Below are 26,987 nucleotides of genomic sequence, written 5' to 3' on the forward strand. Positions count from 1 at the left end.
CCATGACTCTGCTCCGCCGCCTCGACTCGGCCCGCCGGGCCGCCCACGAGGTCGCGCGCGCGGCCACCGGCGCCGCCGCGCTGGCCGCCGTGCCCGTGGTCGTGGGCGCCGGTCTGCTGGGCGGGACGGCGTCGGCCACCACCCGGCTCGCCCGCGCGGGGGTCAGCGGGTCGCTGCACCTCGCCCACGGCGCCGCCGTCTCCGGCACCCGCGCGGTCGGCACCCTGGTCACCGGCGCCGACCCGCTGCCCAGCGGGCACCTGCACGACCTGGTCGACGCCGCCCGGGGCCTGCTCGAGCCGGCGCCGACCCGGCACACCCGCCGGGTCTGGGGCGACCGCGACCGTCTGCAGGTGGAGCTCGAAGAACCCGCCGAGGACGACGCCCCCGCCGCCCGCGCCGCGCTGCGCCGCCACCTGGAGCGGCTCGAGGGCGTCGAGTGGGCCACGGTGAACGACGTCGTCGGCCGGGTGCTGGTCGCCGTCGACGCCCGCCGGGTCGGCCTCGAGGACGTCGTCGGCGTGGTCACCGAGATCGAGCAGGCCCGCGGCGGCGCCGGCGTCTTCCCGCAGCGCCCCGACCACCCGGCCGACGTCGAGCCGTTGCTGGCCGCCGTCCTCGCCGCCGCCGTCGACACCGTGGCCTTCGGCGTCGCCACCGCCGCCAAGTACCTGCCGGTCCCCGCGGTCCACCGGCACGCCACCCTCGTCATGGCGCTGCTCGACACCCAGCAGTGGCTCAAGCAGGCGCTGTCGGACCGCATCGGCCCGGTGGGCACCGACCTCGTCTTCGAGGGCACCAGCGCGGTGCTGCACTCGCTCACCCAGAGCCCCACGGTGCCGGCGCTCAACGCCGCCGCCGCCGCCCAGCGGGCCCTGGAGATGCGGGCCCGCCGACAGGTGTGGCGCCGCCGCGAACGGGAGCTGTGCGGCCCCGAGCCCGACGACGACCGCGCCGCCGAGCCCCCGCCCGGCCCGCGCCCCGGCGAGCTGCCGCGAGGGCCGATCGAGACCTACCGCGACCGGCTGGGGCCCACCGAGCTCGGCGCGGCGCTGGGCCTGCTCGCGCTCACCCGCCGCCCCGGCCGCGCCGCCGACCTGCTGCGGGCGCTCACCCCCAAGGCCGCGGTGCAGGGCCGGGAGTCCTTCGCCGCCACCCTCGACCTGCTGCTGTGCCGCCAGGGCGTCCTCCCGCTCGACGGCTCGGCCTACCGCCGCCTCGACCGCGTCGACACCGTCGTCGTCGACGCCGCCGCGCTCTGCACCGGCCCACCGGTGGTCGTCGAGGCCACCGCGGACGCCGACGGGTGGGACGACGCCGCCGTCTGGTCGGCCGCCACCCGGCTGCTCACCGGCGACGCCCCCGCCGACGACCATCACCGGCTGGGCCCCGTGCGCCGCACCGGCGACGCGCCCGGCGGCGAGGTGCGCTCGCTGCTCGAGGGCCGCCGCCGGGTCGGCACCGTGACGGTCGCCGCCGCGCTCGACCCGCACGCCGAGGCGCTGCTCACCACCGTCGCCGACGCGGAGCTGCGCCTGGTGCTCACCCGGCACGTCGGCGCCCGCGACGTCACCGGGCTGGCCGACGACGTCGCCGACGACGGCGCGCTCGTCGACACCGTGCGCGCGCTGCAGGCCGACGGCCACGGCGTGCTGGTGGTGTCGGCCACCGACGGGCCCGCGCTGATGGCCGCCGACGTCGGCCTCGCCCCGGTGCTCGCCGGCCACGCCCCGGCGTGGGGCGCCGACCTGGTCACCGACCCCGGGCTCGCCGACGCCTGCCGCGTCGTCGCCGCCGTCCCGGACGCCAAGGCCACCAGCCGCCGGTCGGCCGGCGCCGCGCTCACCGGCAACGTCCTGGGCGGGCTGCTCGCCGCCGTGGGCAGCCCGCGGCTCGGCCAGCGCCGGGCCACGACACCGGGCAAGTACGCCGCGCTCAGCACGATGGTGGCCGGTACCCGCGCCGCCGTCCGCGCCGCCCGCCGTCCGGTGCCGGCCCCGACCGTGCACACCCCCTGGCACGCGCTCGACCCCGACGACGTCCTCCGCCGGCTGGCCGACGTCCCGGCCGGGCCCGAGCACCGGCCCGGCCGGCTGCCCGCGGCCGCGCGGCGGGCGGCCGCGCTCCCCGCCGTCCGGGTCCCGGCCCGGTTCGGCCGCACCGTCGCCGCGGAGCTCGCCGACCCGCTCACCCCGATCCTGGCCACCGGGGCCGCGGCGACCGCGGTGCTCGGCGAGATCACCGACGCGGTGCTGGTCGGCAGCGTCACCGCCATCAACGCCGTCGTGAGCGGGCTGCAGCGGATGCGCGCCGAGAGCGCCCTGGAGGCGCTGCTGCTCGAGCAGTCGCGCTGCGCCCGGCGGGAGACCGACGGCGGGTCCGAGGAGGTGCCCGCGAGCGCGCTGCGCCTGGGCGACGTCGTGCTCGTGGAACCCGGCGACGTCATCGGCGCCGACGCCCGGCTGCTGGACGCCGAGGACCTGGAGGTCGACGAGTCGAGCCTGACCGGGGAGTCGCTGTCGGTCGCCAAGTCGGTGCCCGCGACGCCGGGGGCCGACCTCGCCGACCGCACCTGCATGCTCTTCGACGGCACCACGGTGGTCGCGGGGCGGGGCCGCGCCGTGGTCGTCGCCGTCGGCGCGGCCACGCAGGCCGGGCGGGCCGCCCGCGCCGCGGGCGGTGCGGCGCCACCGGCGGGCGTGCAGGCGCGGCTGGCCGAGCTCACCCGCGCCGTCCTCCCGCTCACCCTCGCCGGTGGCGGGGCGGTCACCCTGCTCGGCGTGCTGTGGGGCCGCCCGCTGCGCGAGTCGGTCGCCGCCGGGCTGGCGATCGCGGTCGCCGCGGTGCCCGAGGGTCTGCCGCTGGTGGCCACCGTCGCCCAGCAGGCCGCGGCCCGGCGGCTCTCCGGGCGCGGCGCGGTGGTGCGCAGCGCCCGGGTGCTCGAGGCGCTCGGCCGGGTCGACACCGTCTGCTTCGACAAGACCGGCACGCTCACCGAGAACCGGCTGCGCGTCACCCGGCTGGTCCCCCTGGACGGCGGCAGCGAGGAGGAGCTGCTCCGGCTGGCCGCCGCGGGCATGGGCAACGGCGACGACCTGTCCCACGAGACGGACCGCGCCGTGCTGGACGCGGCGGGCGACGCCTGGGACTCCCCGCCCGACGCCTGCCTGGGCTTCGCCGCCGGCCGCGGCTTCTCCGCCGCCGTCCGCGACGGCCGGCTCGTCGTGAAGGGCGCCCCGGAGACCGTCCTGCGCCGCTGCGCCGATGCCACCGAGCTGCGCGACCGCGTCCGGCAGCTGGCCGGCGAGGGGCTGCGGGTGCTCGCCGTCGCCGACCGCGCCGTCGACGGCACGCCCGACGACCTGGACGAGGCGGCCACCGGGCTCACCCTGCGCGGGCTGGTCGGGCTGTCGGACACGCTGCGCGAGTCCTCGGTGCGCGCCGTCGAGCAGCTGCGGGCCGCCGGCGTGCGGGTGGTGGTGGCCACCGGCGACCACCCCGAGACGGCGGGCGCCATCGCCGCGCAGGCCGGCGTCCCCGACGCCGACCGGGTGGTCACCGGCGCGCAGCTCGCCCGGGCCACGGACGCCGAGCGGGCGAGACTCGTCGCGGAGACCGCCGTCTTCGCGCGGCTCTCCCCCGAGCAGAAGGTCACCCTGGTGGCCGCCCTGCGCCGTGCCGGGGCGACGCTGGCGATGACCGGCGACGGGGTGAACGACGCCGCCGCGATCCGGCTGGCCGACGTCGGCGTCGGCGTCGAGGGCGCGGAGTCACCGGCCGCCCGCACCGCCGCCGACCTGGTGCTCACCGACCTCGACCTCACCCGCCTGGTCGACGCGATCGCCGAGGGCCGGGCCATGTGGTCCCGCGTGCGCGACGCGGTGTCGGTGCTGGTCGGTGGCAACGCCGGCGAGGTCGCGTTCACCGTGCTCGGCACCGCGGTCGGGGGCCGCGCACCGGTGAACACCCGCCAGCTGCTGCTGGTCAACCTGCTCACCGACATGTTCCCGGCGCTCGCCGTGGCGGTGGCGGCTCCGCGGCAGGTGCCCGTGGGCGACGACGACGGCCCGCTCGCCGGGCACCCGCTCGCGCCGGTGCTGCGGGCCGGCCCGCACCGCGGCTTCACCGCGGCGGTGCGCCGCATGGTCGTCGTCCGGGGCGCGGCGACGGCGGCCGGCGCCACGGCCGCCTGGACGGTCGGCCGGGTGACCCCGGTCTTCCCCGGCCGGGCGAGCACGATGGGGCTCGCGGCGCTGATCACCACCCAGCTGGCGCAGACCGCGTGGTCGGGCCGGCGCAGCCCGCTCGTGCTGGTCACCGTCGCCGGCTCGCTGGCCGCCCTGCTGGCGATCGTGCAGACCCCCGGCATCAACCTGTTCTTCGGCTGCACCCCGCTGGACCCGCTCTCGTGGACGGTGGTGCTCGGCGCGGCCGTCCTGGCTGCCGCGGGCGCCGAGGTGGTGCCGGCCCTGCTCGCCCGCCGGATGGGCGCCCGGACCCCGTGACGGCGCGAGCCCCGCACCTGCGGCAGGTGCGGGGCTCGCGGCGGTGCGGGGATCAGTCGCCGGTGTAGGCGGCGACCCCGAAGTGCTGCTGGCCGTCCTCGTCCTGCTGGACCAGCACGGTGTAGGCCTGGCCACCGATGATCGCCGCGCAGGTGTCGCCGTCGCACTCGATGGTCTCCACCTGCCCGCCCTGCTCGGCGAGCGCGCGGGTGACCGCGGCCTCGGTGGCGGCGTTGTCGTCGTCGACCCCGCCCCGCCAGAGGATGAGACCGGCGATGGCGATCGCGGCCACCACGACGGCGATCAGCGCAGCGGTCAGCAGGCCGCGGTTGCGGCTCGCCCAGCCGGGGTCGCCGGACGGCTCCGGCTGCCCGTCCGGCGCGGGCGCCGCACCGCCGGGGACGCCGGCACCGGGCACGACCCCGCCGGGGAGGACGCCGGTGCCCACGCCGTCGGTGGGCCCGGCGGCGGCCGGCAGGGGCGGCACGGTCGCGGGATCGGGCCGGCCCGCGCCCGCCGTGGCGCCGGTCGGGTTCGGGTTGTCGGTGCTCATGGCGGAACGTCCTTCATCGGGGTGCGGGAGTCATCGGGTTCGCCGCGCGCGGGCACGCGGGGAGCCGGGGCGGCGGCCCGCTCGGCTGACGCGGGGAACCCTGCCACAGCCGCGCGGCGGAACGGCGGCGCGGGCTGCGATCCACAGTGAACTGCCAGCGGACGCGCAGCGCCCCGGACCTCGCGGCGAGGTCCGGGGCGCTGGGTGGTCAGACGGTGGTCGGCGTCCGGTCGACCGGGCGGCGGCGCACCGAGCGGACGGTGCGGGCGGCGAGCTCGCGGATCGGGCCGGTGTCCCACATCTGCCGTGGCGCCTCCGCCGGCTCCTCGGCCACCGGCTGTGCGGTGCGCACCCCCTCGCTGCGGGCGCCCTCGGTGCGGGCGGCGACCTCGGCCAGCGCCGCCCGGCGGCGGGCCAGGATCGCCTCCTTCTGCCGGTCCACCCGCTCGCGCTCGGCCAGCACCAGGAGCTCCTCCTTGGCCGCGGCCACCGTGCGCCGGGACTCCTGCGCCATCTCCTCGAGCTCGACGTCGCCGGAGTCGCGCAGCTGCACCAGCCGGTCGTAGGCGGTCGGCGGGCTGAAGTTCAGCAGCAGCTTCATGAGGACGGGCAGCACCTCGACGCACATGAACAGCAGCGAGAGCATGAACTGCGCGGCCGCCAGGGTGCCGTTCCGGTCGCCGAGCCGGTCGAGGGCCTCCAGGCGCAGCAGGATGCCGCCGGAGCCCTCGTTCTGCGTGTCGAACGCGGCCTGCAGCCGGTCCAGCTCCGCGGTCAGCCGGGTCAGCTCGGCGCGGTCGCCGTCCAGGGACGACGACGCCAGCGAGGCGCTGCGCCCCTCTGCGGCGCCGACCGCGGCGACGGCGGCGTCGAGCTCCGCGCGGGCGGAGGTGACGACGGCGGTCTGCGCGTCGGCGGCGGCCCGCGCCTGCAGGTAGGCCTCCCCGGTACCGGCGTCGCCGGTACCGCAGGTGCCGTCCAGCTCGCACTGCGCCTTGGCGTCCAGGTCGCGCTGCAGGGCCACCGCCCGGTCGTAGGCCGCCTGCTTCTCCGTGACTCCGGCGCGCACCACCTCCAGCCCGGGGTCGGCCGCTCCCCCGCTGGCGACGACCGCCTCCTGCGCGGCGATGCGCTCCCGCAGCGCGGGCAGCCCGGCGAAGCGGCTGTCGGACTCCAGCGCCAGGCGGTGGGCGTCGGCGGCCTCGGCCTGCATCGCCACGATCTCGGCGTCGATCTCCTTGTGGAACACCTGCAGGGTCAGCGGCGTCGCCACGACGACACCGAGCACCAGCGCCAGCCCGACGCGGGGCACGGCCATCGCGACGTTGCGCTTGAGGGAGGCGTCGTGCGCCATCCCGACCAGCAGCATCCGGTCGAGGTTGACCACGACCGCACCCCAGCCCAGCCCGACCAGCACCGCCAGCGGCCACCACACACCCAGCGCCATGGCGACGGCGAACGCCGCGGAGACCGCGGCGAGCGCCCCCGTGCTGAGCAGGACGCCGCCCAGCGCCACGAACTTCGGCCGGGCCCCGGGCGCGGCGGCCAGCACATCCGGCCGCGCGCCGGCCAGGACGGCCAGCCCGTCGCCGATGCGCCGTCGTCGCTCGCTCATGCAGTGCCCCCCCGGGCAGCGGGGGTCGTGAGAAGACCGCTACCCACCAGCCCTTATCGGCAGGCCGGGGACTGTGACGGGACGGTCACGACGTGAGCAAGCTCCCAGTCGACCGGAGCGTCAGCTGTTGGCCTCGCCCTCCTCGGTGCTGGGGGTGCCGTCCTCCCCGTCGACGCTGCCGGGATCCTCCTCGCCGGTGCCGTCGTCGGTCCCGGTGTTGTCGTCCTCGTCGATGCCACCGGTCCCGCGGTCGATCCCGTCGGCGTCCTCCTCGCCACCGTCGACCGGGTCGGGGCTGCCGACCTCCTCTTCCTGGAACACGTCCGGGACGCCCGTCCCCGGGTCCGCCTGGTCGTCCCCGCCGCAGCCGGTCAACCCCAGTCCGGCGGCGAGCACCGCACCGGCGAGCATCCTCGAAGTCCTGCGCATGGGTCCCCCTCTGGTTCGTCGAGCCTGCCGCTCCGGTGCCCGGTGACGCCGCGCCCACGCGCCCCGCACGGGAGATGACACGGCTTCGACATGAAGCCAGGTCAGGCCGCGCCGGGCTCCGTCCACCGCGGATCCCGGCCGGTCCGGCCGAGCAGCCGGTCCAGGGCGGGGGCGTCATCGGGCACCGGCACCACCGGCCCGAAGAGGCCGTCGGGCTCGTCGGTGGGATCGCTGCGGTCGCCGACGAACTCCAGGCACGCCTCGACGGCCGCCGGGTCCGGGCGGTAGGGCTGCCCGGTGGCGACGGCGAGGTCCCAGCCGTGCACGAGCACCTCGTCGAGGGCGACCAGCGCCATGGCGGCCGCGGGCATCCGCACCCCGGCCACCTCGGCCTCGCCGTCGCGTGCGCCGGGCCGCCGCCACGCGGCGGCGAGCGCCTCGAGCCGCGCCGGCAGCAGCGTGCGCCAGTCGGGCGCCAGGTCGGCGGCGTCCGCCTTCGGGCCACCCTCGGGCGGCGTCCCCTCCGCGGCCAGCCGGAACGCCAGGGCGAGGCCGAGCAGGTGGTCGAGCAGGCCGGCCACCGGCATGCCCGCGCACGGCGTCGGATCCTGCAGCTGGTCGTCCCGGACGCCGGCGACCACCCGCGCCAGCTCAGCGGTGGTCGGTCCCAGGTCCACGGTCGTCGTCTCCATGCGGTGCAGACGCCCCGGGCGCCGGGAACTCATCGGGTGCGGCAGGCTGGGCCGGTGAGCGACCCCTTCGACCTCCGCCGGTTCCTCGACGCCCAGGCCCAGACCTACGACCAGGCGCTGGCCGAGCTGCGCGCCGGCGCGAAGCGCACCCACTGGATGTGGTTCGTCTTCCCGCAGATCTCGGGGCTGGGCCGCAGCGGCATGGCGCAGCGCTTCGCGCTCTCCGGCCTCGACGAGGCCCGGGCGTACCTGGCGCACCCCGTGCTGGGGCGCCGGCTGGTCGAGTGCGCCCGGGTGCTCACCGCACTGGACACCGCGGACCCCGACGCGGTCCTCGGCCCGGTGGATGCCCAGAAGCTGCGGTCGTCGATGACGCTCTTCGCGCACGCCGCCCCCGACCAGCCGGTGTTCCGGGAGGTGCTGGACCACTACTTCGGCGGAGCCGAGGACGAGGCGACGACCAGCAAGCTCTGACCGTGGCCCGCAGCCGGGCGCGGGGGAACGGCTCCCGGTTCAGACGGTGAGCACGACCTTGCCCTTGACTCTGCCGTCCCGCATGTACCGGATCGCCGCGCCTGCGTCAGCCAGCGGGAAGGTCCGGTCGACCGGTGCGCGCAGCGTCCCGGCGGCGAGGTGGTCGGCGAGCGTCTGCAGGTCCTCCTGGTTCGGCATGGACACGTAGCTCAGCAGACGCTGCCGGATGAAGGGGTTCACCAGCATCGCCCGGATCGGCCGGTCGAGGCCGGCCATCGGGCCGCCGACCTCCGAGCCGACGATGACGAGCGTGCCGGTCGGGGTGAGCGCGCGCCTCAACTCGCGCAGCGCGCGGTTGCCGCCGGTGTCGAGGATCAGGTCGTAGCGCCGTCCGCCGTCGGCGATGGCCTCGCGGGTGTAGTCCAGGACGTCGTCGGCACCGAGGGACCGGACGAAGTCCATCTTCTCCGTGCGACAGATGCCGGTGACGTCCGCGCCGGCCGCGACGGCCAGCTGCACCGCGTAGCTCCCCACTCCCCCGGCGGCGCCGATCACCAGGACTCGCTGCCCCGCCTCGACCTTGCCCTTCCGCAGACCCTGGAGGGCGGTGAGCGCGGAGATCGGGACGGCTGCAGCCTCGGTGAACGTCACGTTCGCCGGCTTGGGGATCAGGTTCTTCTCCGGAACCTTCGCGTACTCGGCATAGGTGCTCGTGCCGCTGCCGAAGACCTCGTCCCCGGGGTGGAAGCGGGTCACGTTCGCGCCGACCTCGGCCACCACGCCGGCGACGTCCATGCCGGGCACGGGGTTCCTCGGCTTCCGGACGCCGGTGCCGAGCCGGACCACTCGCGGGCGCCCCGCGACGAGGTGCCAGACCCCCTGGTCGACTCCCGCCGCGGTCACGCGGAGGAGCACGTCGTCGTCGCCGATGACCGGCTCGTCGACGGTTCCCGGCCGCAGGACGTCCGGCGACCCGTACGTCTCCTGCACGACGGCCCTCATCAGTCGACCGTCCGCAGGATCTGCTCGATGGACGCTGTCCGGGAGCGCAGCTCGGAGACGTCGGCGGCCGTGCGCTGCTGGGCGTCGAGGGTCTTCTCGGCCAGCTGCTCGTAGCGGCTGACCAGCTGGCGCAGGTCGGCCTCCTGCTGCGCGGTGATCCGGAGCTTGCGCGCCTCCAGGACGGTGGCCGCTGCGCCCCCGATCAGGAGGAGGACGGCGAACACGATCCCGAGGATCAGGACCGCTTCCGGCCAGGTGGTGCCGCTGTCGACGGCATTCATCGGGGCTTCTCCTTGTCTGCCGGGCCCGGAGCCGGGTCCGGACGCGTGAGGGTTGCGGCGGCCTGCGCGAGCGACTCCGCGGTGAGGTGCAGGTCGATGTCGGCGATCTCGAAGTACTTCATGGCCCTGCCGTCGTCGGAGAGCTCGAGCGTTCCGACGACGAGGCCGGCGGCCTCGAGGCGCTGCAGGTGCATGTGCAGCAGCGGTCGGCTGATGCCGATCTCGCGCGCCAGGTGGCTCACGTAGTCACGCCCGCCGGTGAGGGTGGCGAGGATGCGCAGCCGGACGGGATGGGCGAGGGCCGCCAGCATCTCGACCAGGTGGTCGCCGCTCGACCGGTCCTCTGTCATGTCGCTCCACCATGTGTAAGTGCTTTCTGACACGTGCAAGGTAGACCTGCTCGTCATCCGAATGCAATGACCCCACGGGTGTGAGCCCCGCCGGCATCGGGAACGCTTGAGCAGTGAGTGCAGACACCAGAGGGTCCGGATACGTCGAGCCGGAGTACACGCGGGACGAGAAGTACATCTCCGACCGGATCACCGCCGACGGCCGGGACGGCTGGCCGGTCGAGGCCGGTCGCTACCGGCTGGTCGCGGCGCGCGCCTGCCCGTGGGCGAACCGGGCGATCATCGTGCGGCGGCTCCTGGGACTGGAGTCGGCCATCTCCATGGGGCTGTGCGGGCCGACGCACGACGAGCGCAGCTGGACCTTCGACCTCGACCCCGGCGGCGTGGACCCGGTGCTGGGCTACGAGCGGCTCCAGCAGGCCTACTTCGCCCGCGACCCGGAGTACCCCAAGGGCATCACGGTGCCGGCGATCGTCGACGTGCCCAGCAAGGCCGTCGTCACCAACAACTTCCCGCAGATCACCCTCGACTTCTCCACCGAGTGGACCGCCCACCACCGGGACGGCGCCCCCGACCTCTACCCCGAGCACCTGCGGGACGAGATGGACGAGGTCATGGAGCGGGTCTACACCGAGGTCAACAACGGCGTGTACCGGTGCGGGTTCTCCGGGTCGCAGCGCGCCTACGACAACGCCTACGACCGGCTGTTCACCGCACTGGACTGGCTCAGCGACCGGCTGGAGCACCGGCGCTTCCTGATGGGCGGGCAGGTGACCGAGGCCGACGTCCGGCTGTTCACCACCCTGGCGCGGTTCGACACCGTCTACCACGGCCACTTCAAGTGCAACCGGCAGAAGCTGTCGGAGATGCCGGTGCTGTGGGCGTACGCGCGCGACCTGTTCCAGCTGCCGGGGTTCGGCGACACGATCGACTTCCCGCAGATCAAGGAGCACTACTACGTCGTCCACGCCGACATCAACCCGACGCAGATCATCCCGCAGGGCCCCGACACCTCCGGCTGGCTGATGCAGCACAACCGCGACCAGCTCAGCGACCGCCCGTGGGGCGACGGCACCCCGCCCGGCCCACCGCCGGCGGGCGATCGGGTGCCGGCCGACCACGGCCCCGGGGGGCTCGGCCACCGCTGACCTGTGGACAACCGGGTCCGGGGTCTCCGCGACCTGCCACGGTGACGGGCATGACGACGTCCCCGCTCGCCGACGCCCGGATCCACTCGGCCGCCGACCTCACCGATCGCTGGCGGGCCGTGCTGGACCCGGTGCAGTTCGCCGGGCGCCGCCTCTGGCTGACCTGGTTCGGCACCGACGGCCGCCAGCTGCCGGTGGTCGTGCCCGTCGACGACCTGCCGCCGCTCCCCGACCCCGGGCTGCTGGTGGGGTTGCGGGAGGTGCACGGCTCGGTCGTCGACGACCAGCTGGGCGGTCGCGGCCACCTGGCGCTGGCGCTGTGCCGGGCGGGCGAGCCGGTGGTCACCGCGGAGGACGACGCCTGGGCCGAGGGGCTCCGGTCGGTGCTGGACGACGACGGCGTGGCCGGAACCTGGAGCCTGCACGTGGGGGCCTCGGGCAGCGTGCTGCCGCTGGTCGAGGCGTGGGGCGCCTAGCGGATGTCGTGCCAGCACGATGGCGCCCGGCGCGGGAGCCGGTGGGCACTCCGCTCGAGCTGCGAAGTCGTCGCACCCGTTGATGTCCGGAGTGGCAGATCGGGGTCACTCTGGATCCGGATCGGCGACCGGGGCTGGCCGGGTCGTGACGCGGCAGGGACGTGCCGTGCGCTCAGCTCGCGCAGTTCTCGTCGGCGTAGGCGGAGACGGTCTCGATGGCCGACTGGAACCGATCCGCCTCCTCCTGGGTCACGCTTCCGTTCTCGACGGCCCGCCGGAGATCGCCTTCGGGCGGGTAGGTGTCGGCGAGGAACCGGGCGGCGTCCTCGACCTCCGCCCCCGCCTCGTCGGGCACGCTCTCGGCCAGCTCCTCGAAGGCATCCCGGGCCTGGGCCGGCTCGGCCTCACCGAGCTGGTTGAGGGTCGTCCACTCCTCGCAGAAGTCCGCCAGGCTCGCTCCCCCGCACGCGGTCAGGCCGAGCGGGAGGGTCGCTGCAGCGGTGAGCAGGGCGAGCTTCCTGATGCGCACCAGGGTCCTCTCAGGGAGCGGTGGCCCGGTGGGGTTCTGACGGCCAGTGACGCAGCACCGCTTCGTTTCGATTGATTCTGCGGGCCCGGGCAGGAACGGCCGCTGAGGCGACGGCTCCGCGTCGGCGTGTCACCCAGCTCCGCACGCACGCGCATCCGTGCAGGACTCGGCAACAGGCGCCACCCACGTGGGAGACGCGACCTAGATCTGGTGCCGGGCGATCCACTGCGCGGCGATGACGGTGCGCTGGATCTCGTTGGTGCCCTCGCCGAGGATCATCAGCGGCGCGTCGCGGAAGTAGCGCTCGACGTCGAACTCCTTGGAGTAGCCGTAGCCGCCGTGCACGCGCATGGCGTCCAGCGCCACCTGCATCGCCGTCTCGGAGGCGAACAGCTTGGCCATGCCGGCCTCCATGTCCGCGCGCGCACCGCCGTCGAGCTTCCCGGCGGCGTCGGCGGTGAGCAGCCGGGCGGCCTGCACCTTGGTGGCCATGTCGGCCAGCAGGTTGCCGACCGACTGGTGCTTCCAGATGGGGACGCCGAAGGACTCGCGCTCCTGCGCGTACCGGGTGGCGGCGGCCAGCGCGGCCTGCGCGACACCGACCGCCCGGGCGGCGACCTGCACGCGGCCGACCTCCAGACCGCGCATCATCTGCACCCAGCCGCGGCCGGGTTCGCCACCGAGGACGGCGGTGCCCGGCACCCGCATGGCGTCGAAGGTCAGCTCGCAGGCCTCGATGCCGCGGTAGCCGAGCTTGGGGATCTTCGCCGAGATCTGCAGGCCGTCACCGGGTTCGACGAGCAGCACGCTCATGCCGGTGTGCGGCGGGACGGCGTCGCGGTCGGTGCGGCAGAGCAGGCCGATCAGCTGGGAGTGCTGGGCGTTGGAGATCCAGGTCTTGCTGCCGGTGATCTCCCAGCCGTCGCCGGTGCGGACCGCGTGCGTGCGCATCGCCTGCAGGTCGCTGCCGCCGCCGGGCTCGGTGAGCGCCATCGTGGCCCGGACCTCGCCGGTGGCCATGCGGGGCAGGTAGCCGGCGCGCTGCTGCTCGGTGCCGACGGTGGCGAGCAGGTGCGAGATGACCGAGTGCCCGCCGATCGCCCCGGCCAGGCTCATCCAGCCACGGGCCAACTCCTCGGTCACGCGGGCGAAGCAGGCGGTGCTGACGCCGCTGCCCCCGTGCTCCTCGGGCACCAGCAGGCCGAAGAGGCCGAGCGCCTTCATCTCCTCGACGAAGTCGTGCGGGTAGCGGTCCTCGGCCTCGAACTCAGCTACCCGCGGGCGCACCCGCCGGTCGACGAACTCGGCGGTGAGCGCGACGAACTCCTCCTCGTGCGGGGGCAGCGCCGTCACGCGAGCGCCTTCAGGGTCTCGATCGCCCGCAGCCGGTCGGCGTGCTCGGCGGCCAGCGGCGTCGCGTTCAGCGTCGTCACCCCGGCATCGCGGAAGGCGGCGACCCGCTCGGCGACGTGGCCGCGGGGCCCGATGAGGGAGACGCCGCGCACGAACGCCTCGGGGAGCGCGGCGGCGGCCTCGTCCTTGCGCCCGGCCAGGTAGAGGTCCTGCACCGTCGTCGCCTCGTCGGCGTAGCCGTAGCGGACGGCGAGGTCGTTGTAGAAGTTCTTGCCGCGGGCGCCCATGCCGCCCACGTACAGCGCGAGCTGTGCCCGGACCCGGGCGAGCGCGGCGGCCTGCTCGTCGGCGTCCTCGCTGATGAGCAGCTGGGTGTCGACGACGATGCCCAGCGGACCGAGCGCGGGGTCGCGCCGCGCCGTCCCCTGCGCGAGCGCGTCGCCGAACGCGGTCGCGCTGCCCTCGGGCAGGAAGAAGGCCGGCTGCCAGCCCTCGAACAGCTCGGCGGCCAGGGCGACGTTCTTCGGCCCGATAGCCGCCAGCACCATCGGGATCCGCGGCCGGACCGGCTCGTTGATCAGCTTGAGCGGCTTGCCGAGCCCGCTGCCGCCGCGCTCGGGGGTGAGCGGCACGTCGACGTACGTGCCGTGGTGCTCGAGCCGTTCCCGCCGCCACACCGCGCGGCACACGTCGACGACCTCGCGGGTCATGGCCAGCGGGGCGGTGTAGGGGACGCCGTGGAAGCCCTCGACCACCTGCGGGCCCGACGCCCCGATCCCGAGGGTGAAGCGGCCACCGGAGACGAAGTCCAGACCGGCGGCGGTCATCGCCAGCAGCGCCGGCGTGCGCGAGTAGATGTTGAGGATGCCGGAGGCGATCTCCACCGTCGTCGTCCGCGCCGCCAGGTAGCCGAGCTGGCTGACGGCGTCGAAGGAGTAGGCCTCCGCGACGAACACGGTGTCGAGGCCCACCGCCTCGTACTCGGCGATGACGGCGGCGGTCTCGTCGAACCCGCCGCTGTAGGAGATGGGCATGCCGATGCGCACGGGGGCTCCTGTTGCCGGGGACGCGGTCCCCGGCAACGTAGCGCTACCGCGGGACGGCGACCCAGCCCTCCGCCTCGCGCAGCGGGCCCTTCAGCACCTTCCCCCCGGCATTGCGCGGCAGTGCGCCGTCGATGAGCCGCACGAACTGCGGGCACTTGAAGTCGGCGAGCCGCTGGCGGGCGAAGTCGTTCAGCGACGTCACCAGCTGCCCGGCGTCCACACCCGGCTTCGGCAGGACGACGGCGCCCACCTTCTCCCCCATCACCGGGTCCGCGACGCCGACGACCGCGACCTCCAGCACGTCGGGGTGCTCGGCGAGGGCGTTCTCCACCTCGACGCTGTACACGTTCTCGCCGCCGCGGTTGATCATGTCCTTGGCGCGGTCGACGATGCGCACGATGCCGTCGGTGATCGTAGCGAGGTCGCCGGTGTGCAGCCAGCCGTCGACGAACGTCTCCGCCGTCCGGACGGGGTCGCCCCAGTACCCGGCGACGACGTTCGGGCCGCGCACCAGCAGCTCACCGACCCCGGTGACCGGGTCGGCCCTGTCGAGGCGCACCTCGTTCACCGGCGTGGGGAAGCCGACGGCGTCGGCGTGGGTCTCGGCGTACTCGTGCGGGAGGAAGGTGGCCAGCGCGGAGGTCTCGCTGAGGCCGAACCCGTTGCCCAGCCGGGCGTTCGGGAAGGCCTGGCGCAGGCGGTGCACCAGCTCGGGGGCGATCGGTGCGCCGCCGTAGCTGAGGGTGCGGACGGTGGAGACGTCCGTGGTCGCCAGGGCCGGGTGGCGCAGCACCAGCTCGTAAATGGTCGGGACGCTGGTGATGAGCGTGATGCCGTGCTCGGGGATCGCGGCGAGGAAGGCGCCCGGCTCGAAGCGGGGCATCAGCACCGAGGTGCCGCCCAGGGCGATCTGGGTGAGGAACTGGGAGTTGCAGCCGGTGACGTGGAACAGCGGCACCGAGATGAGGGTCGCGTGCCGCACCGCGGGGTCGCGGCTGAGCTCCCGGCAGCGGATGACCGACTCGATGGTGGACAGGAAGTTCTCATGGGTGGTCATCGCGCCCTTGGGGCGGCCCGTCGTGCCACTCGTGTAGAAGAGCGCGGCGACGTCGGTGTGCTGCGGGTCCGGGATCTCCCCCGGCTCCCCGTCGGGCAGCGGCAGCCCGGGGCGGACGACGTAGGCGGCGCCGCAGTCGGCGAGGATGAAGTCGGCCTCGGCCGGCGCGAGGCGTGTGTTCATCGGGACGACCACGGCGCCGGCGAGGTGGGCTCCCCAGAAGGCAAGCACCCAGTCGATGCCGTTGGGCAGCTGGACGGCCACCCGGTCGCCGGGGGTGACGCCGGCGTCGCGGAGGCCGCCCGCGACGCGCATGGCTCGCTCCAACAGCTGGCCGTAGGTGAGCTCGCCGCCGCCGAGCTCGACGATGGCGGTGGTGTCCGCGCGCGTGGTCGCCTGGGCCAGCAGCACGCGGACGAGGTTGACGGAGAGCCCGGTGTAGCGGCGGATGCCGTCCGCGCCGAGCTCGATGCCGCTGGTGTCGAAGGGCTGCTTGCCCGTCGCGGCGCTGTCCGTGCTCATGCGTCCCCCAGTCTGCGGTGCTCGTCGGCTCCGGATTGTGCGCCGGTGAGCCACGTCTCGTGCGCCGGGGCGGTCACCCGATCCGGCGGCACATGGCGGCTGTCCACAGTTACGGAACCGGATACAGCCGGACTCTGCGTAGTCTCCCGCTGTGCGTGATCTCCGTGGGGGCCTGGTCCGGATGACGATCGGCTGCCTCGTGGCCGGCACCGTGCTGCTCACCGGGTGCGCGGAGAAGCAGGAAGCGAGCGCCACCCTGCCGACGACGGAGGCCGCTCCGACGACGGAAACGCTCCCGCCACTGGGTCCAGCCGACTTCCCCGTGCCCGACGAAGCACGAGAGAAGACACCCGAGGGTGCAGTCGAGTTTGTCCGCTACTACGTAGAGCTCACGAAGTACTTGGCCGTGAACTCAAGGGAGCCCGAACCTCTGCTGCAGCTCAGTGAGGATTGCCGGACCTGCGATCAGATTGCTCAGTCCTTGGCGGCTGATCTCGCAGCCAGCTACCGCTATTCGGAGTACACATATGTCTTCGAAGAGTACGGTCCGGCCCTCGTCAACGGCGAGTCAGCCGAGATGGGGTTTCGCTATGTACAAGGCCCAATCACGGCTGTGGACCCCAGCGGGCAAGTCGTGCAGGACCGCTCCGCCGCGACGCCTGAGGAGCTGCAGTCTGGCGCCAGCCTCTCGTGGAAGGACGACGTCCACAGCTGGGTCATCACCGGGCTGACGGTGGGCTGACGTGCGGCGTCTACTGCTCGCACTCGGAGTCGTGATCGGACTGCTCGTAGGGGGTACAAGTTCGGCCTTGGCCTGCGTCGGCCTCGACTGCGATGGCCCAGGCGTCACCACTGCCCCGGGCTCCCTTACCGCCTCGTACTTGGAGCAGACGCCGGGTGGATTCTGGATGGCGTCCAACAGCGCTCCAGCGGAGCACCCCTACACCTACCGACTGTCCAGGCCATGCGTCATCAGTGATCGCGAAAACGGCGGATGCCGACCCAGTGACTTCTTCCAGTGCCCGTCGCCACCCGGACGGGTGGTGGAGGACCTCGTTGCCGAGCAGCGACGCCTGGCGCTTTCGGGACCGGAAGACACCACCCGGACTATCGATGGTTTCCCCACCGGAGACGCCGCCGTGGGCACGCCAGTCGGGCCGTGGATCGTCGGGACGCGCGCCTGCATCGACATCACCGCGCTGAACCCACCGCCGTCGCCGGACGAGGTGTTCCGCTATTTCCAGACGCTGCCGCTCCCGCAGCTGACGACCCACCACCAGCCACCCGGTGACGGCCTGACCGGGTTGCCGGTCATCTTCTACACCGACTCCCCCACGACCCAGACCTTCACCGTCGACATCCGCGGCTTCACTGTCGTCATCGAGGCCACCGCTGAGCAGTTCACCTGGCACACCGGCGACCCCTCCACCGGCCAGATCACCACCACCGATCCCGGCGCCCCGTACCCCGACCACACCATCGAGCACAGCTACCGCCCCGGCACCTACACCGCCCACCTCACCGTCACCTGGGGCGCCACCTTCACGGTCGACGGCAGCGCCGAAGCCGACGTCCCCGGCACCACCACCACCGACGGACCACCGGTCACCTTCGACGTCCTGCAGGCCCGCACCGTCCTCACCAATCCATACGATTGACCTGCGAAAACTGTCGGTGGTCGCCTCTACCGTGCAGGTGTGTTCCCCGGTGAGCCACCCCGCGCACCCGACGAAGGCGTCCCGGTCCCCTGGGTGCCCGACACACTCGCTCCCGGGCTGAGCGATCTCGAACTGGTCGCCGACATCTGGGCCTCCGATGCCCGGGCAGCCCGGTACGCCGCCCAGCGCGCGGAGGCGATCACCGCACTCGCCAGGCGCCGGTCCATCGAGCGCGACCGCGACTTCGGCCCGCTCGGCGGCCCTGGGCTCGACAGCCGTCTCCGTCGCTCCGAGGTCCTCGCCCTGGTCAGCGCGACGTTCGTGACCGAGCTGGCGATGATCCGCGGCTGCACCGAGGCGGAGGCCGAAGCCCTCGCCGTCGAGTCGATCCTGCTCACGACGGTGCTCACCGGCACCTGGGACGCGCTGTACGCCGGCGTGATCAACGAGCGGAAGATGCGCGTGCTCGTCGACCTCCTGGCCACGGCGAAGCCGTCCGTCGTGGCGGAGGTCGAACGCCTCGTGCTCCCCCACGCCGGCCGGCTCACCGTCCCCCAGCTCCGCGGGCGGGTGCGCCGAGCGCTGGCCCGGCTCGACGCGGCCGCCCTGGACAAGCGCCGCAAGGAAGCGGCCAAGCGTGCCGACGTCGTCACCCGCCCCACCGGCGACGGGATGAGCCAGCTCGTCGCCGATCTGCCGGTCCACGTGGCCGCGGCCTGCGCCGACGCGATCGACCAGTACGCCCAACTGCTCCGCGCCGACGGCGATCAGCGTCCCATCGGCGTCATCCGAGCGGCCGTCGCCGCGGACCTGATCCTGCGGCCCTGGGACACCTCCCGCCCGCCGGTCACCGCTCAGTTGACGATCCACGCGCCGCTGCGCTCTCTCCACGACCCGGACGGCGACGGCGCGACGCAGCCGGCCGCGGAGGTCGCCGGCGAGATCGTCACCGCCGCCCAGTGCCGGGAAATCCTGCGTGAGCTCGACATGCTCGGGGTCGGCGCCGCACCCGCCGGCGGCTGCGTGCAGGTCGCCATCGGCAACCCGCTCGACGGCCGCCTCCTCGCCGTCGCCACCCACAGCCAGCTCCGCCGCGCCGCCGGGCACCGCCGCCGTCGATCCCGGGGGAAGGGCGGCGCGACGACGTCGGCAGGCCGGACCGCACCCGGCGACGGGCGGCAGCCCGGAACGGGTCTCGGCCCACCGGCACCGACGAACGCCTACGAACCCACCGCAGCGCAACGCCGCTTCCTGCACGTCCGCGACCGGCACTGCCGCATGCCCGGCTGTCGACGGCGCGCCGGCCGCTGCGACATCGACCACGGCGTCGCGCACGCCGACGGCGGCCCGACCGACTGCTGGAACCTCTGCTGCCTGTGTCGACGGCACCACCGCATCAAGACCTTCGCCCGCGGCTGGCGCTTCGAACTCCTGGACGACGGACGCCTGGTCGTCCGCACCCCGAGCGGTGTCTCCCGGACCACCCGGCCACCGGGCTGGTGCTACGAGCCCGAGCCCGACCCGCCCTGGCTCGAGGAGGAGGCCCCGCCCGATCCCCTGCTCCGCTGACTGGCGGAACGCGCACGTCCGGATCTGTTCCCAAGCGGCGCTCGAGCGAGGACAGTGGGCAGCCCAGCAACGCCCACCGGAGGCTCGGCTGTCGCGAGAGGACCCGTCGCATGTACGCGCGTTCCACCACCATCGCCGGCAATCCCGTGCAGATCGATCGGGGCATTGTCTACATCCGCGACCGCGTGCTCCCCGCCGTCATGGGCATGGACGGCTTCATCGGCCTCTCCATGCTCGTCGACCGGCACTCCGGCCGCTGCATCGTCACCACCGCCTGGGAAGACTCCACCGCCCTGCACCGCAGCGCCAACCAGGTGAAGGCGATGCGCGCCCGCGCCAGCGACATCCTCGGCGGCCCGGCGGTGGTCGACGAGTGGTCGATCGCCGTCCTCCACCGCATGCACTCCGCACCGGAAGGCGCCTGCGCCCGCGTCACCTGGACCCGCGGCAAGCCCGAACGACTCGACCGGATGACCGACGCATTCGGAGTCAGCATGCTCCCGCGGCTGGAGGATCTCCCCGGCTTCTGCTCGGTGAGCCTGCTCGTCCAGCCGGAGACCGGGCGCGCCACCACGGCCGTCACCTACGACTCCCGCGACGCCATGCACGAGGCACTCGAACGCGCCACCGAGCTGCGGCAGGAGTTCACCCGTCAGATGGGCGCCCAGGTCGTCGAGGTCGCCACGTACGACCTCGTGGTTGCCGAACTCCGGGTACCCGAGACCGTCTGATCGAGGCGGCGGTCGACCAGCTCAGACCGCGCGGGTCAGCGCCGGCCAGAGCCCGTCCGGCCCCCCGGCCAGCAGCCCCGAGGCCAGCAGCCGCGACCACACCAGCTCACTGCCCGCCTCGTCCCGCCACGACCACAGCCGCCGCGTCAGGTGGTGCAGCTTGTGCTCCTGGGTGAACCCGATCGCGCCGTGCACCTGGTGCGCCAGCCGGGCCACCACCTCGACGGCGGCACCGGCCCGCACCTTCGCCGCCGCAGCGGCGAGGACGACGTTCTCGCCCCGGTCCAGCGCCTGCACCGCGGCGTCGGTCAGCGCCGTCACCGCGGTCACCTCACCGGCCATCTCGGCGAGTTCCATCTGGATCGCCTGGAACTTGCCCAGCGGCCGGCCGAACTGGTGCCGCTCCCCCGCGTACTGCACCGTCCAGGCGAGCACCTGCTCCAGAGCCGCGGCCAGCTGCACCGAACGGGCCAGCGCGTAACGGGCCCGCACCGCCTGCGCCTGCGCCTCGGTCAGCAGAGCACCGGCGGCACCGGCCTGGTCCAGCACCAGCGACCCGCGCGGCTCACCGGCCAGGTTGACCGCGTCACCCACCGGCAGGGACGACGCATCGACCAGCGCCAGCACCGCCCCTTGAATCCCTGCCGGGGCCGGCGCCAGGACGACGACGCGCCGCGCCGCGCCCGCCCACGGCACCTCGGGAACGGTGCCCGAGAGCGTGAACCGCCCCGGGCCGTCGCCGTTGTCGACCGGGTGCACGGCCACCTCGTCGGCGATCGCGAAGGTCGTCGGCTCCTCCGGCGAGGGCAGCTCCAGGTCCGCCGCCAGCAGCGCCGGCCCCGCGACCAGCAGCTGCTCGGCCACCGGCACCGCCGCGGCACCGGAGGCGAGGGTCCGCACGATCGCCACCGCGTCGGCCAGCTCGCCACCCGAGCCACCGGCCTCCTCGGGCAGCCCCACCCCGGTCAGCCCGGCGTCGGCCAGCGCCGACCACAGCCCGGCGTCCCACGACCGCTCCGCCGTGAGCACGAACGGCTCGAAGCCGGAGAGGATGTCCCGGACGGTCTCGACCACCAGGTCCTGGTCCGATGCCATCAGCGCAGCCCCAATCCACGAGCGACGATCCCGCGCAGGATCTCGTTGGTCCCGCCCCGCAGCGTGAAGCCGGGCTGGTGCAGCTGCGCCTCGGCCAGCGCCCGCGCCAGCGGGTCCGGCGAGGCCAGCGACGGCGTCAGGTCGACCACCCGCCGGATCTCCTCGATGACGTCCGCCTCGAACGTCGTCCCCACGTCCTTGACCAGGGCGGCCGGGATGTTCGGCAGCTCCCCGCGGTCCAGCGCCGCCGCGATCCGCAGCGACATCTGCCGCAGCGCCAGCAGCCGCGCCGACAGACGCCCCAGCACCGCCAGCTGCGCCGGGTCACCCGAGTCGACACATCGACGCCCGAACTCGGCGACGAGTGGATATGTCGACAGGAACCGCTCCGGGCCCGACCGCTCGAACGCCAGCTCCGCGGTCACCTGGTGCCAGCCGTTGCCCTCCTCGCCCAGCAGCATGTCGCCCGGGACGACGACGTCCTCGAACACCACCTCGTTGAAGTGGTGGCCGCCGTCGAGGATGCGGATCGGGTTGACCGTGATCCCCGGCAGGGACAGGTCGATCAGCAGCTGGGACATCCCGGCGTGCCGGTTGGCCGAGTCCGCCGGCGAGGTGCGCACCAGCACGATGCCGTAGTGGGAGTGGTGCGCGTTCGACGTCCACACCTTCGCGCCGTTGACCACCCAGTCGCCATCCGCGTTGCGGGTCGCCCTGGTGCGGATCGAGGCGAGGTCCGAGCCGGAGTCCGGCTCGCTCATGCCGATGACGAAGTAGCACTCCCCCGCCACGATGCGCGGCAGGATCTCCTGCCGCTGCTTCTCGGTGCCGTAGGTGAGCAGGTTGGGTCCCGACTGCCGGTCGGCGATCCAGTGCGCGGCCACCGGGGCGCCGGCGGCCAGCAGCTCCTCGGTGACGGCGTAGCGCTCCATCGCCGAGCGCTCGTGCCCCCCGTACTTCTTCGGCCAGGTCATCCCCAGCCAGCCGCGCTCGCCCAGCTTCTTGGAGAACGCCGGGTCGACGCCGGACAGCCAGGTGTCGACGTGCGTGCGGAACGTGCCGGCGGCCAGTTCGGCGGCGAGGAACTCGCGCACCTCGGCCCGCACCTGCTCGGCTGCCTCGGACCGCGGTGCGGGCGCCAGTGTCAACGAGTTGCTCATGCGACTCCCTCGGGGGTGGCCGTGCTCACCGCCGTTCTACAGGGCTGCCGCGGACGCCGGACCGCCGGGCTCCCCACAGGGAGCCCGGACCCACCTACTCCGGCTGACGCTTCACCCCTCCGCGTCGTCCCCGTCCGCCGGGCCGCGGGTCAGCTGGCGGAGCTCGGTGACGACGTCGGTGGCCACCGTGCCCAGCGAGACCAGCGCGCCGGAGACCAGCCGCCGCACCCCCTGCACGTCCAGCCCGAGCGCGGACCCGACGCCGGATCCCGCCTCCAGGCCCCCGAGCTCACCGGTGGCCGGTCTCCGCTCCGCCAGGTCGGGTGACCAGCGCATCGCGTCCCCCGACAGCGTCCAGTCACCGGTCGCGCCGTCGATCGCCTCGGTGACCGGGTTCCCACGAGCCGATGCGTCCATCACCGCCACCTCCGGGGTCGCCCTCCATGGTGACCCGAAACACCGGCATCCGGTAGGTGGTCGACGGCCTCAGGCGCGGGTCAGCGCCAGCAGGGCGATGTCGTCGGCCCGGTGCTCCCCGGTCAGCTCGCCGAGGAGCCGGTCGCACAGCTGCTCGGGGTCGCCGGTCCACGACCGCGCCGCCACCTCCACCAGCCGGGCCAGCCCGGCGTCGATGTCAGCCCCACGGCTCTCCACCAGCCCGTCGGTGAACAGCAGCAGCGCCGCCCCCCTCGGCAGCACGCCGGTCCACTCCTGGGCGGGCCCCGGCGGCGCACCGAGCATGCGGGCGGGCCGCACCGGCAGCAGCTCCGCCCCGCCGTCCGCGCACAGCAGCGGTGGCAGGTGCCCGGCGGAGGCGATGCGCAGCTCCCCCGACGCCGGGTCCAGCGTCGCGAACAGCGCGGTCGCCATCCGCTGCAGTTCGAACAGCTCCCAGTTCTGCTGCAGCCGGTCGATGAGCACGGCCGGTGAGGGGCTGTCGACCGACATCGCGCGGGTCACGCTGCGCAGCTGCCCCATCGTCGCCGCCGCCGTGATGTCGTGGCCGACCACGTCCCCGACCGTCAGCCCGACCTGGTCCCCGGGCAGCCGGAGGACGTCGTAGAAGTCGCCGCCGACGTCGACCCCCTGCGTCGCCGCCAGGTAGCGCACCGCCGTGGCCAATGTCGGGATGCCGGGCGGCGACGGCGGCAGCAGGCTCGCCTGCAGCGTGTGCGAGGTCTGCTCCTCGAACTCGAAGCGCAGCGCCTTGTCCACCACCTGCGACAGCTGCAGCGCCAGCTGCTCGGCGACCTCGACGTCGGCGGCGGTGAACGGCGGCCGCTGCCGGTCGGCCCCGAACGTCACCACGCCGAGCCGCCGGCCGTCCACGATCATCGGCACGCTGACCACCCCGACCAGCTCCAGCTGCCCGACCACCTCCCGGAAGACGTCGTCGGGGGCCACCGCGTCGCCCACCGCCCGCGCCTGCGCCAGGTCGCGGATCCACTGCGTCCGCCCCTCCCGCAACGCCCGCACCGACGGGTGCAGCGGTGACCGCACCGGCGGGTGGGCACGCAGCCGGTCCAGCAGCGGCTGCCGGGCTGGGTCCCGGTGCCGCACGACCGGCCGGTGCACCCCGTGCTCGGTGACCAGGTCGACGACGCAGACGTCCGCCAGCCGGGACACCACCAGCCCGGCCAGCCGCTGCACCGTGTCGGTGACGTCCCGGGCCTCGCTCATCAGCCGCGAGGCCTCCAGCAGGAAGGCGGCCCGCTCACCCTGGTGACGGGTCTCCTCGTGCAGCCGCACCCGCTCCAGCGCCTGCCCGGCCTGGCGGCCGAGCGTCCACAGCAGGTCGACCTCGGCCGGGCTGAGCGGCCGGTGCTCCCCCGGCTCCTCCAGGCTGATCAGATCGCCCCGCGACGGTGCACCGCGCGCCAGCACCAGCACCCCGAGCCGCTTGGAGTCGGCCGTCACCGGGACGATGACCAGGTCGGTCAGCCCGTCGGCCGCCATGGTCGCCGCCAGCTCCGGCTGGTCAGCGCGCAGCCGGGCGTCGAGCACGATCGACCGCAGCCCCTGGGCCAGTTCCAGCGCCAGCCGGCTGCCCGCCGCCTCCCGCAGCCGGCGCAGCAGCTCGAGCGACACCCCCTCGGAGCGCACCGGCCGCAGCGCCGGCAGCTCGCGCGGGTCGTCCGCCTCGCCCTCCACCAGCACCAGCGCGGCGCCGGCGGCCCGCAGGGCCCCCCGGCCACGCTGCACGATCACCGTCGCCACGTCCTCGGGGGTCACCGCGGCCGCCAGGTCGAAGACGACCTTCTGCACCACCCGAGAGCGCGCCTCGGAGTCCTCCGCCAGCCGCTGCGCCGCCAGCAGCTCCCGCTCGTACCGGCGCCGCGCCGTCGCCTCGAACAGCGTGGCCCGCACCAGCAGCGGGGCGCCGTCCTCGTCGCGCACCTCGACGGCGTTGAGCAGGCACGGCAGCAGCGTGCCGTCGATCCGGGTGACGTCGATGGCGATCTCGCGCACCGCTCCCTGCATGCGCAGCAGCGGTACCAGGTGGGTGTTGTAGAAGACCCGCCCCCCGACGCTGAGCAGGTCCGGGAACCGCTGGTCGAGCAGGTCATCCGGCGCACGGCCGGTCCACGCGCAGAACGTCCGGTTGACCTTCACGATCCGCCCGTCGGGCAGTGCGGACAGATACCCCATGGGCGCGTTCTCGTAGAGGTCCGCCGGGTCCTCGTCGAGCAGGCGGTCCAGCCGGTCCCCGCGGTTCTCGGGGCCGGTCACGGCGCCAGGAAAGCGCGGATGGCGGCCGTCGTCTCCTCCGGCGCCGACAACTGGGGGACGTGCCCGGTGGCGCGCATGCGCACGAGCACGCTGCCCGGGATCTGCCGGTGCACGAACTCGCCGACCGCGTCGGGGGCGATCGCGTCGGCGCTGCACTGCAGCACCAGCGTGGGAACGTCGATGCCGTGCAGGTCGGCGCGGTTGTCCGAGAGGAAGGTGACCCGGGCGAACTGGCGGGCGATGTGCGGCGCCGTCCGGCAGAAGCTGTTGGTCAGCTCCTCGGCCAGCTCCGGCCGCTCCGGGTTGCCCATGATCACCGGCGCCATCTGCGCCGACCAGCCCAGGTGGTTGCTGTCCAGTGCGTCGAGCAGGCCGGCGACGTCGCTGCGGCTGAACCCGCCGACGTAGTCGACGTCGTCGACGTACCGCGGGCTGGGCCCGACCATCACCATCGCACCGAAGAGCTCGGGCGCGCGGTGGTAGGCGAGCACCCCGATCATCGCGCTCACCGAGTGCCCGACGAACACGGCGTCGGTGAGCGCCAGCTCGCGGCAGATCTCCACGACGTCGCTCGCGTACCCGTCGAGGGAGCCGTACTTCTCCGGGTCGTAGGCCGACAGGTCCGACTGCCCCGCCCCGACGTGGTCGAACAGCACGACCCGGTGGTCGACGGCGAAGTCGGGGGCGACCAGGCGCCACAGCGTCTGGTCGCAGCCGAAGCCGTGGGCGAAGACCAGCGGCCGCCCCTCGGGCGGGCCGCTGACGTTCACCCGGTTCCGCGTGATGACGCTGCCCACGGATCCGACCGTAGTGGAACGAGCGTCCGGTGTGTTCCATCCGCACGGTCCCGGCGGACCCGTCCACGCCGACCCCCGCCCCCCGGGCATGACGGTCGGTGAGCCCGGGACGACGCACCGCCGCGCGCCGCCGCAGCGCGCGTCCGCCGCTCGGGAACCGCCGCCGACGCCGCCCGTCCGGCCCTACCCTCCCCGCATCCCGCGCTCCGGCAGGCCCGGAGCACCGGCCCGAACCCGCTGAACGAGGTGCGCGCCATGACCGCTACCGCGGTCCGTCCCCCCGCCGTCCCGCTGCCCCGGCGCCCGGTCGACCCCGCCCGCGCTGTCCCCCCGACCTCCGGCCGGGCGGCCGCCTACCAGCGGGTGCTGCACCAGCTGGTGCGCCGGGAGCTGCGCACGCTGGCCGACGTCGTCACCTGGGCACCCGACGGCGAGTGCGCCCGCACCGGGCTGCTCACCCGCCACGCCGGGCTGATCTGCCGGGTGCTCCTGCACCACCACGCCGTCGAGCGGGACGTCCTGTGGCCGGCGTTGCTCCGCGGCGCGCCCGAGGAGGCCCGTCCCGCCGTGGCGGCCGCCGTCGCCACCTGGACGTCGTCGTGCGGGCGCATCGACGCCGCGCTGCGCGACCTGGACACCGCGGCCCGCCAGTGGGCCAGCTCCGGGAGTGGCCGGGCCCGGGAGACGTTCGCCCGCTCCTGCCGGCAGCTGGCCGACGACGTCGCCGCGCAGACCGCCGAGGAGGAAGCGACCTTGCTTCCCCTCCTCGACGCCCACCTGACCGACGCCGCATGGGCGGCCGTCGTGCGGACCGCCCGCTGCGGGCTCTCCGGGCGCCAGCAGCTGCTCGTGCTGGGCCTCGCGCTGGAGGACTGCAGCGCCGCCGACCGCGCCCGCCTGCTCGGCGGCATCCCGCGCGCCACCCGGATGGTCTGGCGGCTCTACGGCGGCGGCCGCTACCGCGCCGCCGTCGTCCGGCTGCGCGGCGCCCCGCCCGCTCGCTGAGCCGCCGGGTCCGTCAGTAGCGGGACGTGCCGCAGTCGCGGCAGCGCTTGCGCGCGCTCATCTCGCGCCCGTGGCAGTTGTCGCAGACCCAGGTGGTCCGCTCCTTGGTCGCCGTGCTCATGGCTGGTCCTCCCCTCGTCGTCGTGCCGACGACGCTAGGGAACCGGTGTGTCGAGAAGGTGTCCGCAGAGTTGCGATGGAACGCCAACT

Annotated in this window: 25 protein-coding genes; 9 read left to right on the plus strand and 16 right to left on the minus strand. The window is 74.5% G+C overall.

Annotated features, from left to right (window positions below; all coding sequences use genetic code 11):
* Window positions 1-2: 2 nt before the first annotated feature.
* Window positions 3-4,505, plus strand: coding sequence for an HAD-IC family P-type ATPase (locus tag ACI79Q_RS04395; protein ID WP_456614261.1), 4,503 nt, complete (start codon window positions 3-5; stop codon window positions 4,503-4,505).
* Window positions 4,506-4,557: 52 nt separating this feature from the next.
* On the opposite strand, the gene ACI79Q_RS04400 is transcribed toward ACI79Q_RS04395, so the two are convergent.
* The 4 genes from ACI79Q_RS04400 to ACI79Q_RS04415 form a co-directional block, all read right to left on the minus strand.
* Complete coding sequence (locus tag ACI79Q_RS04400; RefSeq protein WP_456614262.1) at window positions 4,558-5,058, minus strand: hypothetical protein; 501 nt, start codon at window positions 5,056-5,058, stop codon at window positions 4,558-4,560.
* Window positions 5,059-5,266: 208 nt separating this feature from the next.
* Window positions 5,267-6,673, minus strand: a complete 1,407-nt coding sequence (locus ACI79Q_RS04405) for a DUF4407 domain-containing protein (RefSeq protein WP_456598690.1) — start codon at window positions 6,671-6,673, stop codon at window positions 5,267-5,269.
* A 120-nt stretch (window positions 6,674-6,793) separates the two neighbouring features.
* Entirely contained in the window at window positions 6,794-7,102 is a 309-nt protein-coding gene (locus ACI79Q_RS04410; RefSeq protein ID WP_456598691.1) for a hypothetical protein, read from the minus strand.
* A 101-nt stretch (window positions 7,103-7,203) separates the two neighbouring features.
* Window positions 7,204-7,827 carry a TIGR03086 family metal-binding protein gene (locus tag ACI79Q_RS04415; RefSeq protein WP_456614263.1) on the minus strand — a complete coding sequence of 208 codons (624 nt, stop codon included), beginning with the start codon at window positions 7,825-7,827 and terminating at the stop codon, window positions 7,204-7,206.
* Window positions 7,828-7,848: 21 nt separating this feature from the next.
* Here ACI79Q_RS04415 and ACI79Q_RS04420 point away from each other — a divergent pair, with 21 nt between their 5' ends.
* Window positions 7,849-8,268, plus strand: coding sequence for a DUF1810 domain-containing protein (locus ACI79Q_RS04420; protein WP_456612380.1), 420 nt, complete (start codon window positions 7,849-7,851; stop codon window positions 8,266-8,268).
* 39 nt (window positions 8,269-8,307) lie between these two features.
* Here the strand turns inward: ACI79Q_RS04420 and ACI79Q_RS04425 are convergent, their stop codons facing one another.
* The 3 genes from ACI79Q_RS04425 to ACI79Q_RS04435 are packed head-to-tail and all read right to left on the minus strand — an operon-like array spanning window position 8,308 to window position 9,901.
* On the minus strand, window positions 8,308-9,270 hold the full coding sequence (locus ACI79Q_RS04425) for an NAD(P)-dependent alcohol dehydrogenase (RefSeq protein ID WP_456614264.1): 963 nt from the start codon (window positions 9,268-9,270) through the stop codon (window positions 8,308-8,310).
* Window positions 9,270-9,551 (minus strand): hypothetical protein, encoded by a 282-nt coding sequence (locus ACI79Q_RS04430; protein ID WP_456588462.1) that lies wholly within the window; start codon window positions 9,549-9,551, stop codon window positions 9,270-9,272. Before ACI79Q_RS04430 ends, ACI79Q_RS04425 begins: the two co-directional genes overlap by 1 nt.
* Window positions 9,548-9,901: an ArsR/SmtB family transcription factor gene (locus tag ACI79Q_RS04435; protein ID WP_456614265.1), complete on the minus strand. Its 354-nt coding sequence runs from the start codon at window positions 9,899-9,901 to the stop codon at window positions 9,548-9,550. The genes ACI79Q_RS04430 and ACI79Q_RS04435 overlap by 4 nt, the downstream gene beginning before the upstream one ends.
* Before the next feature lie 113 nt (window positions 9,902-10,014).
* Between ACI79Q_RS04435 and ACI79Q_RS04440 the strand changes: the two genes are divergently transcribed.
* Complete coding sequence (locus tag ACI79Q_RS04440; protein ID WP_456614266.1) at window positions 10,015-11,049, plus strand: glutathione S-transferase family protein; 1,035 nt, start codon at window positions 10,015-10,017, stop codon at window positions 11,047-11,049.
* A gap of 50 nt (window positions 11,050-11,099) precedes the next feature.
* On the plus strand, window positions 11,100-11,525 hold the full coding sequence (locus ACI79Q_RS04445; protein ID WP_456588459.1) for a hypothetical protein: 426 nt from the start codon (window positions 11,100-11,102) through the stop codon (window positions 11,523-11,525).
* 172 nt (window positions 11,526-11,697) lie between these two features.
* On the opposite strand, the gene ACI79Q_RS04450 is transcribed toward ACI79Q_RS04445, so the two are convergent.
* The 4 genes from ACI79Q_RS04450 to ACI79Q_RS04465 all read right to left on the minus strand — a co-directional run bounded on the left by ACI79Q_RS04450 (window position 11,698) and on the right by ACI79Q_RS04465 (window position 16,032).
* Window positions 11,698-12,054, minus strand: coding sequence for a hypothetical protein (locus tag ACI79Q_RS04450; protein WP_456588458.1), 357 nt, complete (start codon window positions 12,052-12,054; stop codon window positions 11,698-11,700).
* Window positions 12,055-12,255: 201 nt separating this feature from the next.
* On the minus strand, window positions 12,256-13,407 hold the full coding sequence (locus tag ACI79Q_RS04455) for an acyl-CoA dehydrogenase family protein (RefSeq protein ID WP_456614267.1): 1,152 nt from the start codon (window positions 13,405-13,407) through the stop codon (window positions 12,256-12,258).
* Window positions 13,404-14,453 (minus strand): LLM class F420-dependent oxidoreductase, encoded by a 1,050-nt coding sequence (locus tag ACI79Q_RS04460; RefSeq protein WP_456612383.1) that lies wholly within the window; start codon window positions 14,451-14,453, stop codon window positions 13,404-13,406. The genes ACI79Q_RS04455 and ACI79Q_RS04460 overlap by 4 nt, the downstream gene beginning before the upstream one ends.
* Window positions 14,454-14,496: 43 nt before the next feature.
* The gene (locus tag ACI79Q_RS04465) at window positions 14,497-16,032 is read right to left on the minus strand and encodes a class I adenylate-forming enzyme family protein (protein WP_456614268.1); all 1,536 of its coding nucleotides are present in this window, start codon (window positions 16,030-16,032) and stop codon (window positions 14,497-14,499) included.
* Window positions 16,033-16,231: 199 nt separating this feature from the next.
* Between ACI79Q_RS04465 and ACI79Q_RS04470 the strand changes: the two genes are divergently transcribed.
* From ACI79Q_RS04470 to ACI79Q_RS04485, 4 genes are all read left to right on the plus strand, one after another.
* Complete coding sequence (locus ACI79Q_RS04470; RefSeq protein WP_456614269.1) at window positions 16,232-16,774, plus strand: DUF6318 family protein; 543 nt, start codon at window positions 16,232-16,234, stop codon at window positions 16,772-16,774.
* Window positions 16,775-17,171: 397 nt separating this feature from the next.
* Window positions 17,172-17,690: a hypothetical protein gene (locus ACI79Q_RS04475; RefSeq protein ID WP_456598703.1), complete on the plus strand. Its 519-nt coding sequence runs from the start codon at window positions 17,172-17,174 to the stop codon at window positions 17,688-17,690.
* Window positions 17,691-17,783: 93 nt separating this feature from the next.
* Window positions 17,784-19,259 carry an HNH endonuclease gene (locus ACI79Q_RS04480; protein ID WP_456614270.1) on the plus strand — a complete coding sequence of 492 codons (1,476 nt, stop codon included), beginning with the start codon at window positions 17,784-17,786 and terminating at the stop codon, window positions 19,257-19,259.
* Between the two features lie 110 nt (window positions 19,260-19,369).
* The gene (locus ACI79Q_RS04485) at window positions 19,370-19,990 is read left to right on the plus strand and encodes a hypothetical protein (RefSeq protein ID WP_456588451.1); all 621 of its coding nucleotides are present in this window, start codon (window positions 19,370-19,372) and stop codon (window positions 19,988-19,990) included.
* A gap of 21 nt (window positions 19,991-20,011) precedes the next feature.
* On the opposite strand, the gene ACI79Q_RS04490 is transcribed toward ACI79Q_RS04485, so the two are convergent.
* From ACI79Q_RS04490 to ACI79Q_RS04510, 5 genes are all read right to left on the minus strand, one after another.
* Window positions 20,012-21,085, minus strand: coding sequence for an acyl-CoA dehydrogenase family protein (locus ACI79Q_RS04490; protein WP_456612389.1), 1,074 nt, complete (start codon window positions 21,083-21,085; stop codon window positions 20,012-20,014).
* Window positions 21,085-22,245, minus strand: a complete 1,161-nt coding sequence (locus tag ACI79Q_RS04495; protein ID WP_456614271.1) for an acyl-CoA dehydrogenase family protein — start codon at window positions 22,243-22,245, stop codon at window positions 21,085-21,087. The genes ACI79Q_RS04490 and ACI79Q_RS04495 overlap by 1 nt, the downstream gene beginning before the upstream one ends.
* A gap of 111 nt (window positions 22,246-22,356) precedes the next feature.
* A complete protein-coding gene (locus ACI79Q_RS04500) occupies window positions 22,357-22,662 on the minus strand; it encodes a hypothetical protein (RefSeq protein ID WP_456588448.1) in 306 nt (101 codons plus the stop codon).
* 69 nt (window positions 22,663-22,731) lie between these two features.
* Window positions 22,732-24,975: a SpoIIE family protein phosphatase gene (locus ACI79Q_RS04505; RefSeq protein WP_456588447.1), complete on the minus strand. Its 2,244-nt coding sequence runs from the start codon at window positions 24,973-24,975 to the stop codon at window positions 22,732-22,734.
* On the minus strand, window positions 24,972-25,772 hold the full coding sequence (locus ACI79Q_RS04510) for an alpha/beta fold hydrolase (protein ID WP_456588446.1): 801 nt from the start codon (window positions 25,770-25,772) through the stop codon (window positions 24,972-24,974). The genes ACI79Q_RS04505 and ACI79Q_RS04510 overlap by 4 nt, the downstream gene beginning before the upstream one ends.
* Window positions 25,773-26,027: 255 nt before the next feature.
* Between ACI79Q_RS04510 and ACI79Q_RS04515 the strand changes: the two genes are divergently transcribed.
* Window positions 26,028-26,777, plus strand: a complete 750-nt coding sequence (locus ACI79Q_RS04515) for a hemerythrin domain-containing protein (protein WP_456614272.1) — start codon at window positions 26,028-26,030, stop codon at window positions 26,775-26,777.
* The last annotated feature ends 210 nt before the right edge of the window (window positions 26,778-26,987 follow it).

The organism is Blastococcus sp. SYSU DS0828, from assembly GCF_054050975.1.

Bases quoted from the DNA above. Each gene is read 5' to 3' on its own strand.
- ACI79Q_RS04465 (WP_456614268.1), bottom strand. From the start codon at position 16,032: ATGAGCACGGACAGCGCCGCGACGGGCAAGCAGCCCTTCGACACCAGC.
- ACI79Q_RS04430 (WP_456588462.1), bottom strand. From the start codon at position 9,551: ATGAATGCCGTCGACAGCGGCACCACCTGGCCGGAAGCGGTCCTGATC.
- ACI79Q_RS04485 (WP_456588451.1), top strand. From the start codon at position 19,370: ATGTACGCGCGTTCCACCACCATCGCCGGCAATCCCGTGCAGATCGAT.
- ACI79Q_RS04515 (WP_456614272.1), top strand. From the start codon at position 26,028: ATGACCGCTACCGCGGTCCGTCCCCCCGCCGTCCCGCTGCCCCGGCGC.
- ACI79Q_RS04405 (WP_456598690.1), bottom strand. From the start codon at position 6,673: ATGAGCGAGCGACGACGGCGCATCGGCGACGGGCTGGCCGTCCTGGCC.
- ACI79Q_RS04500 (WP_456588448.1), bottom strand. From the start codon at position 22,662: ATGGACGCATCGGCTCGTGGGAACCCGGTCACCGAGGCGATCGACGGC.
- ACI79Q_RS04395 (WP_456614261.1), top strand. From the start codon at position 3: ATGACTCTGCTCCGCCGCCTCGACTCGGCCCGCCGGGCCGCCCACGAG.
- ACI79Q_RS04400 (WP_456614262.1), bottom strand. From the start codon at position 5,058: ATGAGCACCGACAACCCGAACCCGACCGGCGCCACGGCGGGCGCGGGC.
- ACI79Q_RS04445 (WP_456588459.1), top strand. From the start codon at position 11,100: ATGACGACGTCCCCGCTCGCCGACGCCCGGATCCACTCGGCCGCCGAC.
- ACI79Q_RS04435 (WP_456614265.1), bottom strand. From the start codon at position 9,901: ATGACAGAGGACCGGTCGAGCGGCGACCACCTGGTCGAGATGCTGGCG.
- ACI79Q_RS04425 (WP_456614264.1), bottom strand. From the start codon at position 9,270: ATGAGGGCCGTCGTGCAGGAGACGTACGGGTCGCCGGACGTCCTGCGG.
- ACI79Q_RS04415 (WP_456614263.1), bottom strand. From the start codon at position 7,827: ATGAGTTCCCGGCGCCCGGGGCGTCTGCACCGCATGGAGACGACGACC.
- ACI79Q_RS04490 (WP_456612389.1), bottom strand. From the start codon at position 21,085: ATGGCATCGGACCAGGACCTGGTGGTCGAGACCGTCCGGGACATCCTC.
- ACI79Q_RS04410 (WP_456598691.1), bottom strand. From the start codon at position 7,102: ATGCGCAGGACTTCGAGGATGCTCGCCGGTGCGGTGCTCGCCGCCGGA.
- ACI79Q_RS04495 (WP_456614271.1), bottom strand. From the start codon at position 22,245: ATGAGCAACTCGTTGACACTGGCGCCCGCACCGCGGTCCGAGGCAGCC.